The 15,975-nt window shown below is 35.7% G+C and carries 10 protein-coding genes; 6 read left to right on the top strand and 4 right to left on the bottom strand.

Going from position 1 to position 15,975, the window contains the following annotated elements; all coding sequences use genetic code 11:
- Positions 1-148: 148 nt before the first annotated feature.
- Positions 149-1,849, bottom strand: coding sequence for a lysine--tRNA ligase (gene lysS / locus H033_RS19215; RefSeq protein ID WP_034885964.1), 1,701 nt, complete (start codon positions 1,847-1,849; stop codon positions 149-151).
- A 541-nt stretch (positions 1,850-2,390) separates the two neighbouring features.
- Between lysS and H033_RS21110 the strand changes: the two genes are divergently transcribed.
- Positions 2,391-2,549: a YqaE/Pmp3 family membrane protein gene (locus H033_RS21110; RefSeq protein ID WP_081661781.1), complete on the top strand. Its 159-nt coding sequence runs from the start codon at positions 2,391-2,393 to the stop codon at positions 2,547-2,549.
- Positions 2,546-3,253, top strand: a complete 708-nt coding sequence (gene lipB, locus H033_RS0100040) for a lipoyl(octanoyl) transferase LipB (RefSeq protein WP_026836486.1) — start codon at positions 2,546-2,548, stop codon at positions 3,251-3,253. The genes H033_RS21110 and lipB overlap by 4 nt, the downstream gene beginning before the upstream one ends.
- A gap of 3 nt (positions 3,254-3,256) precedes the next feature.
- Here lipB and H033_RS0100035 read toward each other — a convergent pair whose 3' ends face one another.
- The 3 genes from H033_RS0100035 to H033_RS0100025 all read right to left on the bottom strand — a co-directional run bounded on the left by H033_RS0100035 (position 3,257) and on the right by H033_RS0100025 (position 7,836).
- Positions 3,257-3,934 carry a hypothetical protein gene (locus H033_RS0100035; protein ID WP_034885963.1) on the bottom strand — a complete coding sequence of 226 codons (678 nt, stop codon included), beginning with the start codon at positions 3,932-3,934 and terminating at the stop codon, positions 3,257-3,259.
- Positions 3,935-4,756: 822 nt separating this feature from the next.
- Positions 4,757-7,207: a hypothetical protein gene (locus H033_RS20765; protein ID WP_026836484.1), complete on the bottom strand. Its 2,451-nt coding sequence runs from the start codon at positions 7,205-7,207 to the stop codon at positions 4,757-4,759.
- A gap of 29 nt (positions 7,208-7,236) precedes the next feature.
- Positions 7,237-7,836 carry a ribonuclease HII gene (locus H033_RS0100025; RefSeq protein WP_026836483.1) on the bottom strand — a complete coding sequence of 200 codons (600 nt, stop codon included), beginning with the start codon at positions 7,834-7,836 and terminating at the stop codon, positions 7,237-7,239.
- A 168-nt stretch (positions 7,837-8,004) separates the two neighbouring features.
- Between H033_RS0100025 and H033_RS0100020 the strand changes: the two genes are divergently transcribed.
- The 4 genes from H033_RS0100020 (at position 8,005) to H033_RS0100005 (ending at position 15,632) form a co-directional block, all read left to right on the top strand.
- Entirely contained in the window at positions 8,005-11,250 is a 3,246-nt protein-coding gene (locus H033_RS0100020; RefSeq protein WP_026836482.1) for a SusC/RagA family TonB-linked outer membrane protein, read from the top strand.
- Between the two features lie 11 nt (positions 11,251-11,261).
- Entirely contained in the window at positions 11,262-12,800 is a 1,539-nt protein-coding gene (locus tag H033_RS0100015) for a RagB/SusD family nutrient uptake outer membrane protein (protein ID WP_026836481.1), read from the top strand.
- A 20-nt stretch (positions 12,801-12,820) separates the two neighbouring features.
- Positions 12,821-13,600 (top strand): hypothetical protein, encoded by a 780-nt coding sequence (locus H033_RS0100010; RefSeq protein ID WP_155827659.1) that lies wholly within the window; start codon positions 12,821-12,823, stop codon positions 13,598-13,600.
- Between the two features lie 112 nt (positions 13,601-13,712).
- Positions 13,713-15,632: a putative porin gene (locus H033_RS0100005; protein WP_026836479.1), complete on the top strand. Its 1,920-nt coding sequence runs from the start codon at positions 13,713-13,715 to the stop codon at positions 15,630-15,632.
- Positions 15,633-15,975 lie beyond the last annotated feature (343 nt).

Raw genomic sequence — 15,975 nt, 5'->3', positions numbered from 1 at the left:
AGGTGTTTTAATTTAATAATTTTGAATATAAGAAGTAGAATTACTTTACCGAAATTTAAAACGAAAAAAGACTACCTTTGGTAGCCTTTAGACTGAAATATTTTGAAAAGGTTTAATTTATTCAGAAATAAACTGAAAAATTAACATTTTAGAACCATTTTTCTACTTCTTCTAACTGAAGCGCAGCAACGGGCAATTTATTTTTCTTTCTTAAACCATTTAGTTTTTGATGCACTTGTGTTGCCTTATTTTCCTTCAACTTAGTAACACTTAAAAATTCGTGCATCACAACATCTACCCATTCCTGTGGCACTCCAATTTTAATAAAATCTTCAGGTTTTGGAACTGTCGCTTTCTTTTCTGGCTTCATTTGAGGGAAGAAAAGCACTTCTTGTATGGATTGGTTGTTTGTTAAATACATGATCAATCTGTCCATTCCAATACCCATACCAGATGTTGGAGGCATTCCATACTCTAAAGCGCGTAAAAAGTCATAATCTATAACACCGGTAGCTTCATCATCTCCTTTTTTGGCCAATTCCATCTGATGCTCAAAACGCTCACGTTGATCTATAGGATCGTTTAATTCAGAATAGGCATTAGCTATTTCTTTTCCACAAACCATCAATTCAAATCGTTCCGTTAATTCCGGATTATCTCTATGCTCTTTACATAAGGGGCTCATTTCTTTTGGGTAATCTGTAATGTAGGTTGGCTGAATATAATTGCCCTCACATTTTTCACCAAATATCTCATCTATAAGCTTCCCTTTACCCATAGTATCATCAACATCAACTCCAAGATCTTTGGCGGCCTGACGTATTTCAGATTCACTCTTTCCGGTAATATCAAAACCAGTAAAATGTTTAATGGAGTCTGCCATAGTTACTCTTGCATACGGTGCTTTGAAATCTATTTCATGTTTCCCGAAAGTGGCTTTTGTTGTTCCGTTCACAGCTATTGCACAATGTTCTAAAAGTCGCTCACAGAATTCCATCATCCAATTGTAATCTTTGTAAGCTACATAGATCTCCATGGCTGTAAATTCAGGATTATGCGTTCTATCCATTCCTTCATTTCTGAAGTTTTTTGAGAACTCATAAACCCCATCAAAACCACCAACGATCAATCTTTTAAGATATAATTCGTTCGCAATTCGCATATAAAGTGGCATATCCAATGCATTGTGATGCGTCATAAACGGTCTTGCCGCCGCTCCACCCGGAATTGGCTGAAGTACCGGAGTTTCAACTTCAAAATAACCTGCGTCATTAAAGAAATTACGCATGGCATTGAAAAGCTTGGTTCTTTTTACAAAAACCTCTTTCACTTTAGGATTCACTACAAGATCTGCATAACGCTGCCTATAACGTTGCTCCGGATCATTGAATTCATCAAAAATGTGACCTTCTTTATCTGTTTTAGGAAGTGGTAATGGACGCAATGCTTTACTAAGCAAGGAAAATTCCTTTACCATGATCGTTTTTTCTCCTACTTGTGTGGTAAAAAGCTCTCCGTGGATCCCTATAAAATCACCGATATCCAGTAATTTTTTATATACGTCGTTGTATTTACTTTTATCTTCATCAGGACAAATTTCATCTCTGTTGAAATATACCTGGATCTTTCCTGTAGAATCCTGGATATCTGCAAAAGATGCCTTTCCTTGAATTCTTCTGGACATTAATCGCCCTGCAACAACTACCTTCTTGCCTTCTTCAAAATTAGATTTGATCTTGGCACTTGTATGATCTACCGGAAACAGATCTGCCGGATAAGGATTGATGCCTAATTTTCTAAGAGAAGCTAATTTTTCCCTTCTTACAATTTCTTGTTCAGATAGCTGCATGATGTCTTTTAATTTGTGTCTTATCTTCAGGGATAAGAAGTTGCAAATATAATGACATTCACTTAACTAGTCAATTTGAAAATCATATCATTTAGAAAGAATCACTGCTATCTGAAAGTTGGTTTTTTTACTCCTTTTTTGTAGAATATGTGCTGAAATTCCCGAGATTCAGGAGCGACGATTTTTTCAATCGTTGTTCCGCGGGAATTTCAGCACGGTTTTTGGTTTTTTTGCCAAAAAATTCCTTAAAAAATGCGTCCTTCCTGCCCGAAATGTTCAGGCGGGTTCTTTGCTTCGTTTCTGATTGCTTCCGACGAGTGAAGCGAGAGGAAAGCACAGCAAAAGAAACCGAAGGTTCACGAACTCCATTAAAATAGAAACAGTGAGCTAAATGAAGGGCAGATAAAAAAAGACAATGGGGTTAAGATTATTAGTCCAAAACATAAGTGACAAGTTTTTCTGTGACAAAGAATAAAAAGGAGATATTTTCAGCAATTATTAATTGGTATCTTTGTGCGTTCAAGATAAAAAAGAAGGATTAATGAGTGTTTGGAGAGTTGTTCTATCGGTGTTGTTTCCCCCATTGGCAGTATATGACAAAGGATGTGGATCTATTTTAATTGTGCTCATTCTAACTTTGCTGGGTTGGATTCCAGGAGTGATTGCAGCCTTAATTATTTTAAACAAAGGGAAACAATGAACAAATTGGTAGAGGTTCAAGATCTTGGATTAAAAGATTATAAAGAAACTTGGGAGTATCAGGAGCAGTTATTTCAATCTATTGTAGACCTAAAGATCAGGAATAGGAGAGAAGAACTTTCTCTGGAAACCCCAAATTATTTGTTGATGGTAGAGCATCCTCATGTGTATACTATGGGCAAAAGTGGCGATCTTGAGCACTTATTACTTACCGAAGCTCAGCTTGAAGAAAAGAATGCCAAATATTATAAGATAAATCGTGGTGGAGATATTACCTATCACGGCCCGGGACAACTAGTGGGATATCCAATTTTGGATCTCGATAATTTTTTCACCGATATACATAAATATCTGCGTTTTTTAGAGGAAGTCATTATTCTAACTTTAAAGGAATACGGCTTAAAACCAGATAGAAGTCCAGGTGAAACAGGAGTTTGGTTGGATGTAGGAACGCCATTTGCCAGAAAGATCTGTGCACTGGGAGTTCGTGCCAGCCGCTGGGTAACTATGCATGGTTTTGCACTGAATATAAATGCAGATCTTGGTTATTTTGATAATATAATTCCCTGCGGAATTCGGGGAAAATCCGTTACTTCTTTAAATGTAGAGTTAGGAGTAAGGAATGTTGATCTTGCTGAAGTTGAAAAAAAACTATTACAGCATTTTTCTACTGTTTTTGAAGCACAGCTTAAAGCTTCAAATTAATTTTTACTTATTAAAAGCCGTAAGCAGACTACTGCTGGTTAGTTTTCTGTTCCCATTATAGTCTTCCTGCTTTACCATCCCTACAACTTTGGAAAGCCATTGTTTAGCAGTACCACTCGTAGTCATGCCCATTTTAAACTCTGAAGTATAGGTTATTACCACGCAATCAAAAGTGCCAGCAGGTGTAGTAACAGATTCTTTTCCAGTGACGCTTCTGTCTTTCATAGCCACATTCATTTTCATTCCGCCCATATTCATGGTCATTTCCATATTAGAATCAGGGAGTTTATCACCCACACTTAAATTATTTGGGATCTCAATATCATTTCCAGTGATCTCAAAATCCATATCACTGTACTGTTCAAATAACTGCGGACTCATCATAGACTTAAAATCTATAGAGATCTTATCTCCTTTGCAACTTACATCATAATCGGCTGTAGCGATTAGTTCTCCTTTTTCATCTTTTACAGTAGAAGAGATTTTGGCTATTTTTGCGCCGTTTTCATTACGTACATCAGTAATTTTATAAACCACTATAGCAACAGGCCTATCTTTTTTATCGTAAGAAGTAATTTGTGAAGAGATGCCCTCTTCCATGGCAAAATAAGTATTACAGTCTTGCGCAAAGCCAATAAAACTGCTTATTACCGTCAGAAATATTAATGCAAAGGCTTTCATAATGCAAAGTTTAGTCAATATCTAATTAGTTTTGTGAGTGTATGGGAGTATGATAGGGAAGTGTAAAGACTTCAGAAAACAGTCAATTGACTGAAGCTTAATAAATGGGGAATGTTTTTGATATTAACCATTAAAGCTTTAACTATCTATAAGTCAATCCATTGAATAAATATAAAATTAAGCTAAATCATGAAAAATTGCAATATTTATAATAATTATTTCGTCTATCCGTCTTGAGTCCAGTGACCAAATTATCCTATCTGGAAATGGTCACGTCACCCAGCCCCGAACCATCGGGAGTTTCAGGGTCTTATACCACATATTTGAGATGCTGAAACAAGTTACCATTGACGTATTATATAAGTTGCGGATTTATAGATAATTGACACACCTAATTCTTTGCAAGTTTTTAATACGCTTTTTGTTATGATTGAGGTGATTTCAAGAGATTGGAAAACACTCCTTTTAGTCGGTAATGATCTGTTTAATTTTTAAGATTGTTCATTTTTTTGCGTGTCCAAAAAAACGAACCAAAAAAAGGACACTTTTTTGTAGGTGTTTCCAATTATGCTACCGCATAATTTGAACCGTACTTCCACGGCTAAATTTTCTCCAAGGCTTCGAAAATTTTACGCCTTGGAAGTACTACACTTGCAAAAAAGAAGTTCTTAATAAGATAAATCAGCTGGAAACAATCATACGTCAAAAACCTACGCTAGATAATTTTTTATCACAGGTCTCAGCATGACTGGTAACATCTGGTATGAATTAGTTGAAAACAACTCACTGAAACAAAAGCGGACAATCAGTAATTATTTGAGACTAAAAATTATAAAGTATAACTTCATTTCCTTCTCCCAAAATTAAGGCAGTTTTGGAAACTCCTTGCTTGGCGCTTGCTACACCTGAAATACCAACACCATAGGTTGGGAAATTAGGCATCAGTTCTCCGTTTTCATTAAAGAGATATACTTTTTTAGCTTGGGTATCTGCAATAGATATATAGCTTTTTCCTTCAAACTTATATATAGAAGGCTCTGTATAAAGTCCAAAGTCCAACTGGATTTCTCTGTTATTGATCTTTAATATATTAGTAGAGAGTAACACCAATACATTTTCATTTGCTGTAATTTTCAAGCCATTACTAGCCTTAACTTGAACTTTACTTATTTTTCCATTGGAATCTATCTTCAGCAATTTGCCATCCTCGGCAAGGGATACAAAACTATTGCTGTTCTCATACCAAGCACTTTCAGAAAAATCTATTTTTCCCTTTACAGTAATACGTTCTTTTCCTTGTCTACTTAATATATGTAGTTTTCCATTCTGTTCAGGAACCACGATATAATCCTTGTTGTTTATCCTGATATGTTTTGGTGGCTGAATTATTTCAGAAGTAGCACCTTTAAAATCGAACCCATTTACCGAATTGCCTTTTGCATCATACATAAGCAGCTTGTTCTTTTGTGTGATCACAAATCGGTAATTTCTGTTGTTGTCATAATCGAATATGGCAAGTGGTTGTGTAATGAGATCATTAAATTTTAAAGGGAATCCACGGGTTTCTTTTCCCTTAGCATCTATCACGAAAAAATTATTTAAAGTTGCAAAAGCTAGATGTTGGCTGCCATTCTTATTAATGTCTATTTGCTGTATCTCTCCTAATATTTTGCTCTCCAATTGTTTTTTCCAAAGTGTTGTTCCTTGGCTCGAAACTGCATATAATACATTGTTTATGTCTTGAAATACAATTGCATTTATTTTGTTGGAAATTGAAAACAAGAACGGCTCACCCGATATAGATTCTGGCAAAGAGATGGTAACTGTCTCTTGAATACCCTCACTTTTGTCTGAACCAGCATTAGTTACCGAGCCATGTATATGGGAAAAACCATCACTTTTTACATACTGTATAGCTAAAAAGTTATAGTCCTTGTCAAAATATTCGGATAAAGAATTTGTGATTTGAATTGGGAGAGACTTGTAATTTTTATCCTTTGTTAGGTTAGGTGTGCTTACAATCAACAAAGAAGAAGATTCAGCTAGATCTGCTTGAAGAGCAAGAAAGGATTCATGTTTAGCATAAGTAGTGTTATTCTGATAATTGCTAATTATCAATTCCAAGGTTCCCTGATTTTTAGAATACACCAGGAAGTTCTCAATAAAGGCATATTTGGTAACTCCTTCTGAAGGAATTAATGGCTCTAAGAATTTTAAATCGGTGTTTTCAGAAATAGAATAAATCGAAACTCCGCGATAATCAGTTGCCATGGCATCAGAACTTGGCAAGGTTTCTTTTGCCAGTTGCGCATCGGTAGTATTTAAAGCTATAGCTATATCTTCTTTTAAATAAATTAGGCCAGCTTCCTTAGTAAAATTCAAAAGGTTATTGTTGTTCAATATCAGACTGTCCTTTTTAAATTTCTTCAGATTAGCATCTACATTTTTGAACTCTTTGTAAGTGAACGAATAGAATCCGTTAGCAGAAATCGGTACGATATTCTGAAGTTCATTTTTTTGATGTTGGACATTTTTAAAAATCTCCAGAATATTTTCAGAATCTTTATTAGAGACAGCAATCCCGTTGAAGTTCATTTTTTTGGACGAAAGATCCAAGTCTACAACACTCCAGTCTGAAATAGGTGTACCCAAAAGTTTATTAGGAACACTGTTTTTCTGAGTTTTAAATTTAGCTGCGGAATGGTTTATAAAAATGGAAGTTTTATCTAAGGATGCTCCGGCAATTGCCTTTTGAAAAGATTCTGTGCGGTTATCTTGGGATTGTGAATGATTTATAGCATCAATTAGCAAAGTTTTAGAAGAGCTAGCTAATATCGTATTATCTATAAAGACAGAATAAGTTATATTATTATCTATTGTGATCTTCTTGTAATCCAGCTCCTCTGTAGAAATGCTTTCAATAGAGAAATTAGGATGCTTCTTAAGAACCAAAGTGTCTTTTTTAGCTTCAACAATTATAAGATAATTATAGCTGACAGAATCTTTTCTTGAAAAAGCAATTAATGATTTAGAGGGTATAAGAAGATTAGTGTATTCTCTAAGGGCTATAATATTAAACCCAGATTGTAATTTATCCTTATCAAAAAAAGTAGAGCTATCTATTTTCGCTATAAAAGCAGGAACATTATTTGAAGAAATAATATAGTAGGAATTCTCCGGGACAAAGTTAAACAGGTCAGAGGAATAATTTTCTGCTTTCTCACAGGAGATTAAAGTAAAAACAACCAATAAGGCTGTCAATAATCTGGTCATATAAAATTGATTTAGACAAAAGTACTAAGTTATAAGTCTAATTTTAACTGATCGGGCAGCAATTTAAAACTTAATCGATGATATTTTGTTACTCCGTATTTCTTAATGGCAGCTCTATGCTCCTTTGTTGGATAGCCTTTATTCTGTTTCCAGTTATACATTGGGAACTCTTCGTGAATTAAATTCATAAATTCATCTCTATAGGTCTTAGCCAAAATGGAGGCAGCAGCAATATTCAAATATTTCCCATCCCCTTTTATTACGCATAGATGGGGAATGTTATTGTAAACTTTAAATCTATTTCCATCCACCAGTATATGATCTGGGACAAGATGCATGTTGAAGATCGCTTTATGCATTCCTAGGATAGAGGCGTTTAAAATATTGATTTTATCGATCTCTTTATTAAAGACATGTGAAATTCCGAAAGAAATAGCATCTTCTTCGATAATTTTTTTTAAAATATTTCTATTACTGGTTTTAACTATTTTTGAATCGTTTAATATGGTGTTTTTAAACTTCTTGGGAAGTATAACACTTGCTGCAGTCACTGGCCCTGCAAGACATCCCCTCCCGGCTTCATCGGTTCCACATTCTACGCCGCTTTTATTAAAGGAATTCAATAACATTTTACAAATTTTACATTTTTTTTATTATATCACGCAACCTTCTAGTAATTAATGCATCTAACGAATAGCGTAGTGTTAAGATTTTAACACATCAAAGGTTCAAATAATATTGTTTTATTCAATATTTATTAGGATTTTTGGCGCTGGCTAATTCAAATTAACAAAATAATGGAAAAAAAATTAAATGGAATTCTAACACTATTTTTAGTGTTCATGGTGCAATTAACCTTTGCACAAGACAAAACCGTTACAGGTACGGTAACGGATGAAGACGGCATATCACTTCCGGGTGTAAACGTAATCGTTCAAGGTACAAACAATGGTACTCAAACAGATTTTGATGGTAATTACTCCATCCAAACTTCTACAGGTCAAATCTTAGTGTTTAGTTACGTAGGGTTTGCTAAAAAACAAGTTACTTTAGGAGCTAGCAATGTCGTTGACGTTACCTTAGCTGTAGATGCTGCGGCATTAGACGAAGTTATTGTAGTTGGGTATGGTACAGCTACCAAACAATCCTTTGCAGGAACAGCAACAACAATATCTGCTGAAAACCTTGAGGTAAAAGCTGTTTCGAATATTACTCAAGCACTTGCGGGTGAGGTTGCAGGGGTGAATGTTATTAATACCTCTGGTCAGCCTGGTACTACTTCTACAATTAGAATTAGAGGTTTTGGATCGGTTAATGGAAACCGTGATCCGCTTTACGTTTTAGATGGTGTTCCTTTCACTGGAAGTCTTAACTCGATTAATCCATCAGATATTAAAACTACAACTATTTTAAAAGATGCATCTGCAACCGCAATTTATGGTTCTAGGGGTGCAAATGGGGTAGTGTTGATCACAACTAAATCTGGTTCTAGTACAGGCGATGATTATATTGAAGTTGATGTAAGAACAGGTATTAACGACCAAATAATCCCTCGTTATGACGTGCTTCGTTCTCCTGAAACTTATACTGAGTTGGTGTATGAAGGTATTTTCAACCGTGCGGTTATAAACGGGCGCCCGAATCCTGCAGCTTTTGCTAGCTCAGAGCTTTTTTCTGACAACTATATTCCTGTTGGATATAATCTTTTTAATGTAGCTAATGGTGCAGAATTGATAGATCCTGCGACAGGATTGATTCGTGAAGGAGTGACAAGAAGGTATACTCCTGAAAGTTATATAGATGAGGCTTTTAATTCAGCTATTAGAACTGAAGCGAATGTTCGTTTTGGTGGTGGTGACGAGAAAACTACTTATTTTGCTTCTGTTGGATATCTTAATGATGACGGGTATGCAATAAACACTGGGTATGACAGATATACCACTCGTTTAAATGTTAATACTCAAGTTAAAGAATGGTTAAAGGTTGGGGCTAACATTGGTTATGCTTATTCTGAAAGTTTAAACAATGGGCAAACTGTAGGTTCTGAGAATGTCTTTGAATTTGCTGATAAAACTGCGCCAATTTTCGGCGTATTCTTAAGAGATGATAATGGTGAATTGGTTCCAGATCCTATTTTTGGAGGTAGTCAAATAGATTATGGAAGTTCATCTGGATTTAGAACTAGACCACAGTCTGATAATTTAAATCCAATTGGATCTGCTTTATATGATTTTGATGGAACAGAAAGAAACGAACTAAACGGGAGCTTTTCATTGGATTTTGACATTACTCAAGATTTAAAATTTGAAACTAGATTTGGTGCTCAATACTCTATGGATAGAAGAACTGACGTTCAAAACCCATTCTATGGTACTGCCGTAGGAGATGGAGGTACTATATTTAAGCAAGACAATGAAAGATTAACTACGAATTTCCTTCAGTTGTTACGTTATAGCAAACAATTTGGAGATCATACTATTGAAGTTTTGGCTGCTCACGAATCAAATGATTTCGAGCGAAATTATAATGATGCTTTCAAAACAAAAGCGGTAGCTGCAGATATTTATGAGTTAAATAATTATGTTGTTTCGCCTAGTCCTGATTCAGGATATAATGAAGGTAGATCAATTGAATCTTACTTTGGTCAGGTTAATTATGATTTCTTAGATAGATACTACCTAACTGGATCTGTACGTCGTGATGGTTCTTCAAGATTCGTCAATGAAAAATGGGGTACTTTTGGTTCTGTAGGTGCTGCATGGATCGTTTCTAATGAGGACTTCCTATATAATAATGATATAGTTAGTTTCTTTAAATTAAAAACATCTTATGGTATTCTAGGTGATGAAGCTCAGACGGATGCTAATGGTAACCCTGTATATTATCCTGGTTATGACACATTCAATATCAACAACCTTAATGACGGTATTTCACTTTCTGCAAGAGACAATGGTAATCCAAATTTAACTTGGGAAACTTCAAAAATGTTTCAGGTAGGTACTGAGTTTAGCTTGGGAAGATGGTTAGATGCTTCGGTTGATTATTACGTCAAAAATACTACAGACCAAATATTTAATAGAAGAGTTGGACCATCACAGGGAATCGCAATTGTTGTAGTTAATGATGGAGATTTAAGAAACACCGGGTTAGAATTTAATGTAACTGGTCATATGTTTAGGTCTGAAGATTTTAACTTGAACCTAAATATAAATGGTGAAATTCTTACCAACGAAATTACCACAATGCCTCTTGACCCTTCTACTGGGGAAGAAAGAATATTAGATCCTCAAGGTGTTTTTGCATATTCTGAAGGTCGTTCAATTTTCGATATTTACGTAAGGGAATATGCAGGTGTAGATCCATCTAATGGAGCTCCACTTTGGTATCAATATTTTAATGATGCAAACGGCAATGGCTTGTTAGATACTGGTGAAGAGGGAATTAACTCTTTGACCCCTTATTTAGCTGAAAACCCAGATGCTGTTATTGCAAGAACTATTACTAGAACTTATGCAAATGCTACAGATAAATATATAGATAAATCTGGTATTCCAGATGTAAGAGGAGGTTTCAGATTAGGAGGAAACTACAAAAACTTTAATTTCTCTTCTCAGTTTATTTATAGCCTTGGAGGACATGGATATGACGCTCAATATGGTGAGTTAATGAGTGATCGTTTTGGTGCTGTAGGAAATAACTATCATACAGACATCCTTAACAGATGGCAAAATCCAGGTGATATTACTAGTGTGCCTGCACTTACAGATAACAGATTAGTGAATGGAACATCTACTTCAGATCGTTTTGTAACAAGTACAGACTATCTTGCCCTTAATAACGTATTGTTGGGATATACTGTAAACGAAGAAATGTTGGGAAATAGTGGAATAGATTATGTAAATTTATTCTTGTCTGGGGATAATTTATTTGCTGAGACTGCAAGAAAAGGTTTTCTACCAAATACTGCTGAAACAGGTAACTCAGGACGTCGTTTATATGCACCACTTACCACTTTTACAATGGGTGTAAGAGTTAAATTCTAAAAAAAATGAAAATGAAAAATTTATTAAAATTAACAGGAGTTGCTGCTATACTACTCTTTGGAGTGAGTTGTAGTGATGACTACTTAGAAAAAGAGCCATCTCAGTTTCTTACTGCAGATCAGGTTGAAAGGGCTGCCGTAGATAATCCAGCTGTTCTTGAAGGAACTTTGGCAGGGATTTATTCATTGATGTTTCAATCCGGATCAGGAGGAACTACAAGCCATACAGATTTTGGTCAAAAGGCATATGATGTCTTTGGAGATATGTTATCTGGAGACGCAGCTCTTTCTGTAAGTTCATTTGGATGGTATCGTGCTGATATCACAGAATTTCAGGCGCCGCTTGATTTTACAAGACAAACAAATTATCAACCTTGGAGATACTACTATCGTATTATTAGATCTACAAATGTTGTAATTGCAGGGCTTGGAGGAAATGATGTAGTGCCAGAATCAGAAGCTAACAAATATATTATGGGTCAGGCTAAAGCTTTAAGAGCTCATTCATATTTTTACCTGACTCAGTATTTCCAGAATGCTTATGATCCTGCACAGGAAATTCTTCCTATTTATCTTGATCCTGCAGATGAAAATGGCCCTAAATTGGCGGCCTCTGTTATATATGACCAAATAGAAAAGGATTTAAATGATGCTATTACCTTACTTGATGGGTTTGGCCGTACTGCAAAAAATCAGGTTAATCAGGATGTAGCAAAAGGTATTTTAGCCTATGTTCACGCTGCTAAAGGAGAATGGCAAGAGGTTAAAACACTTACGAATGATGTCATTACCACTGGTGGCTACTCAATTGTAAGTCGAGAAGAAGCAGTTTTTATGTCTCACGATGGTTTGGATGAAGACGGTGAGCCTACAGCGCCATACGGCGGAGGTTTCAATGATGTAAATACTTCAGGTTGGATGTGGGGTGTAGATCTTACTACAGATTCTGGTGTAGGATTGGTTTCCTGGTGGGGTCAAATGGACTACTTTTCTTATAGTTATGCCGGATTTGGTGATAACAAAGCTATAGATGCGGGTCTTTATGCACAGCTTAGAGATGGTGATATTAGAAAAAACCAATTTAATCAAACTACTACTAGTTCAAATTACTTACAGCCTTTTAATAAATTTTTCGATGAAGCAAGGGAACCAAGGGGAGCATCTCAGATTGTTACAGCAGATTTAATCTATATGAGAGTTGCTGAAATGTACCTTCTTAACGCTGAAGCGAATGCAAACTTAGGAATGGATTCTGAAGCAAGAACTTCTTTATTAGCTCTTTTAGACTTACGTTTAGATGATACTGCTTATGTTGATGCACTTTCTGGTGCTGCACTTGTTAACGAGGTATATCTTCAAACAAGAATTGAATTATGGGGTGAAGGAAAAAGTTATTTAGCTTTGAAGAGAAATAAAGGTACAGTAGTAAGAGGAGCAAATCACCTTTCTTCTGTAGGGGAGTCTATTCCTTTTAATGATGAAAGATTGACTTTTGAGATTCCTGAAGCGGAAATTCTTTTTAATCCTTTCGTTAGTACTCAAAATAACTAATCGATATAAAAACTATAAAAATGATAAAACACTTTTTAAAATTATTCGTAGTTCTGTTATCACTCGGGCTTGTTACAAGTTGTGATTATGATGATGATTTTGTAGAGCCTAATTATGTGACTTTCGATAGCAATTCAATTGCTATCGATGTTCAAGAGAACGGTTCTAACTCGAGAGAGGTTACCATTTATACTGGTAATAAAGTAGGAACCGATAGAACTTTTAATCTTGTTGTGGACGCTACTTCAACATTGCCTGGTTCTGTGTATGATTTTCCTAGTTCTGTAACAGTACCGGCTAATTCTAATGAGGTAACCTTTACAGTTAATCTTGCAGATGATGGATTGGCAAACAGTGGAGGAACTCTTATTTTGATGTTGGAAAAAACCGGTACTTATTCTACGGGAAATCCATTAACTTTGACAGTATCCAAAGTGTGTCCTTTCGATATTAATCGATTTGTTGGTACATTCGATGCGAGTGAAGTTTTTACAGCTGGGTCTAATGCAGGCTTTAGTTTCCTTGAAGGTGAATCATTCCCTGTAGAGTTAGCTTTGAATCCTGATGATGCATCAGGGAATAGTCTTGTTCTTATCGATGCCAGTGGAAATATCACTGGCGGTTCAGTGTTAACTTTTGATCCTGCAACAGGGGGTTTCACTATTCCTGATGATACAATGGTTTTTGGTAGACCACTGGTTTTTGCCTCTTCAAAAACTGATTCTTGTAATGAAAAGTTATCTTTTACTGGTGCTTTAGGAGCATTTGGTGAGTATACTGTAACTCTTCAGAAAATATAAATTCATTTTATTTTAATATTTAAAACCACCCAATTTGGGTGGTTTTTTTTGTTTCAATAAACTACAGCTGCCTTAATGGAATTATTATATTTTTGCTTTACATTTAAATTTCATGAGAAAGCTTATTATTATATTTTTTTTAATTTTTTCAATTTGTTCATTTGGACAAAGAAAACTTGGATTGGGCGGCGGTGGATCTCAGGGAGATGATGAGATCAGCAATACCACACAAAAAGACACTGTACCAAAACCACCCATCACAGCCTACAAGATTTTTTCTGTCTCTGGTGATTCCACCTATGTAGATACTACCCTAACTATAGAAAAGGATTATAAATTCAATTATCTTAGAAAAGATAATTTCGAGTTAGTCCCTTTTGCTAATGTTGGGCAAACCTATAATAAGCTAGCATATAATTTTAATGACAGAGATCTAATCCCAGAAATTGGTGCTAGAGCTAGGCATTATAATTTTATGGAAGCAGACGACATCTACTATTATAAGGTCCCGACCCCTCTTACCGAGCTTTATTTTAAAACCGTTCCAGAACAAGGGCAAACCCTAGATGCCTTTTTCACGATCAACACCTCAGAGCGATTAAATTTTTCTGTTGCCTATAAAGGATTACGTTCACTAGGTAAATTTCAGAATGTACTAACAAGTACCGGAAATTTTAGAGCAACATTTAATTACGCAACACTTAATAATAAGTATAGACTTAAAACTCATTTCGTATCTCTAGATTTGCTGAATCGAGAAAATGGCGGATTGACAGAGCAGGCATTAGCTCAATATATTGGTAAAGAACCAGAGTTTGACGATAGGTCTATTTTAGAAGTAAAATTTGAAAATGCAGAAAATGTCTTATTTGGTAAGCGTTTCTTTCTGGTTCAAGAATATGATCTTGCAAATGGGAAGAACAATAGGCTTACTATAGACCATAAGCTGGATTTTAGTGATAAGAAATATATTTTTAGGCAAGACTCACCAGTTGCCTTGTTTGGAGAATCCTTTAAAACTACCAATCTTAACGATAAAGTAAAATTAAGGAACATAGATAATGTTGCGGGTGTTACCTATGCTAACACCACGCTTGGGGAGCTAAAGATAAAAGCGGGGATAACCCATTATGATTATGGTTACAACTCAATTTTTATTTTAGAAGATCAAACTATTACCAATAGAATTATCGGTGAGAATTATGCCGCCGGAGCTGAGTATTTTAAAAACTTTGGACCTCTAAAAATGTATGGTGATTTTATGGTGAATGTAGCTGGCGACTTTAGTGGCCATAATTTCATGGCCGGAGCAGATTATTTTATCAATAAGAAGAATCAGGTCAAAGCTGAGCTTAGAAGTAATGAAAGTGCGCCTAATTTCAATTTTCAGTTATATCAAAGTGATTATATTAATTACAACTGGCAAAACGATTTTGATAATACCAATACTCAAAGTTTATCTTTAAAACTAGAATCAACTAATTGGGCAAATGTAGATGCCAGTTTTACCCGAATAACAAACTATGCCTATTTCTCAGCAAACGAAGAGGGATTAACAAGACCCTTCCAAGAGAGTGGAGAGATCAGTTACTTTAAAGTAAAGGCTAGTAAAGAGTTTCAGTACGGGAAGTTTGCTTTAAACAATACAGTGATGTATCAACAAGTGCTAAATGGCGACGGGGTTTTAAATATTCCTGATCTCACTACCCGCAATTCGCTATATTATAAAGACCATTGGTTCAAGCGAGCCCTATATGTGCAAACAGGTTTAACATTAAAATATTTCACTAGCTACCAAATGGATGGCTACGATCCTGTTTTAGCAGAATTTTATGTGCAGAATGAGCAGAAGTATGGAGCCTTCCCTGTAGTAGATCTCTTTTTTAATGCAAAAGTGAAACAAACCAGGATCTTTTTTAAGCTGGAACATCTCAATTCTTTAATAGACGGTAATAATAATTTCGCTGCACCAGAGCATCCTCATCGAGATTTCTTGGTGAGATTTGGTGTTGTCTGGGATTTCTTTCTTTAATCCCTCATTGAGGGCTTAACCCGCCTGACCGGCTGGGCAGGTTCTCCGAGGCCTGCACGAAACATTCAGGCGGACTTGCCTCAAATGTTTAAAGTATTTTCCTCCCGAACCATCGGGACATACCTCGTGGGCTTGCCCTGAGGTTCTTGATTTTCTCATATTTCTTTGGGCGTTTCCCCTCGCAAAACTCGGGGCCGGGCTTTATGCTTATAGTCCCAATTCCACAAAGTTCCATTGGGAGCTACCGCTTCAATCCCTAACGCGCGGGCATCACTGATGCCTTTTATTTAAAAAAAGCGCACTTCAGCTTTTAATGAGGAAAAAAACTTTTGCAGTAACTCCC

Source organism: Gillisia sp. JM1 (assembly GCF_000424645.1).
Classification (GTDB): domain Bacteria; phylum Bacteroidota; class Bacteroidia; order Flavobacteriales; family Flavobacteriaceae; genus Gillisia.
The sequence above is the reverse complement of the archived record's forward strand: the minus strand, read 5'-3'. Positions and strand labels throughout refer to the sequence as shown.

Coding starts and splice junctions, on each gene's coding strand:
- lysS (WP_034885964.1), bottom strand. CDS start 1,849: ATGCAGCTATCTGAACAAGAAATTGTAAGAAGGGAAAAATTAGCTTCT.
- H033_RS21110 (WP_081661781.1), top strand. CDS start 2,391: ATGAGTGTTTGGAGAGTTGTTCTATCGGTGTTGTTTCCCCCATTGGCA.
- lipB (WP_026836486.1), top strand. CDS start 2,546: ATGAACAAATTGGTAGAGGTTCAAGATCTTGGATTAAAAGATTATAAA.
- H033_RS0100035 (WP_034885963.1), bottom strand. CDS start 3,934: ATGAAAGCCTTTGCATTAATATTTCTGACGGTAATAAGCAGTTTTATT.
- H033_RS20765 (WP_026836484.1), bottom strand. CDS start 7,207: ATGACCAGATTATTGACAGCCTTATTGGTTGTTTTTACTTTAATCTCC.
- H033_RS0100025 (WP_026836483.1), bottom strand. CDS start 7,836: ATGTTATTGAATTCCTTTAATAAAAGCGGCGTAGAATGTGGAACCGAT.
- H033_RS0100020 (WP_026836482.1), top strand. CDS start 8,005: ATGGAAAAAAAATTAAATGGAATTCTAACACTATTTTTAGTGTTCATG.
- H033_RS0100015 (WP_026836481.1), top strand. CDS start 11,262: ATGAAAAATTTATTAAAATTAACAGGAGTTGCTGCTATACTACTCTTT.
- H033_RS0100010 (WP_155827659.1), top strand. CDS start 12,821: ATGATAAAACACTTTTTAAAATTATTCGTAGTTCTGTTATCACTCGGG.
- H033_RS0100005 (WP_026836479.1), top strand. CDS start 13,713: ATGAGAAAGCTTATTATTATATTTTTTTTAATTTTTTCAATTTGTTCA.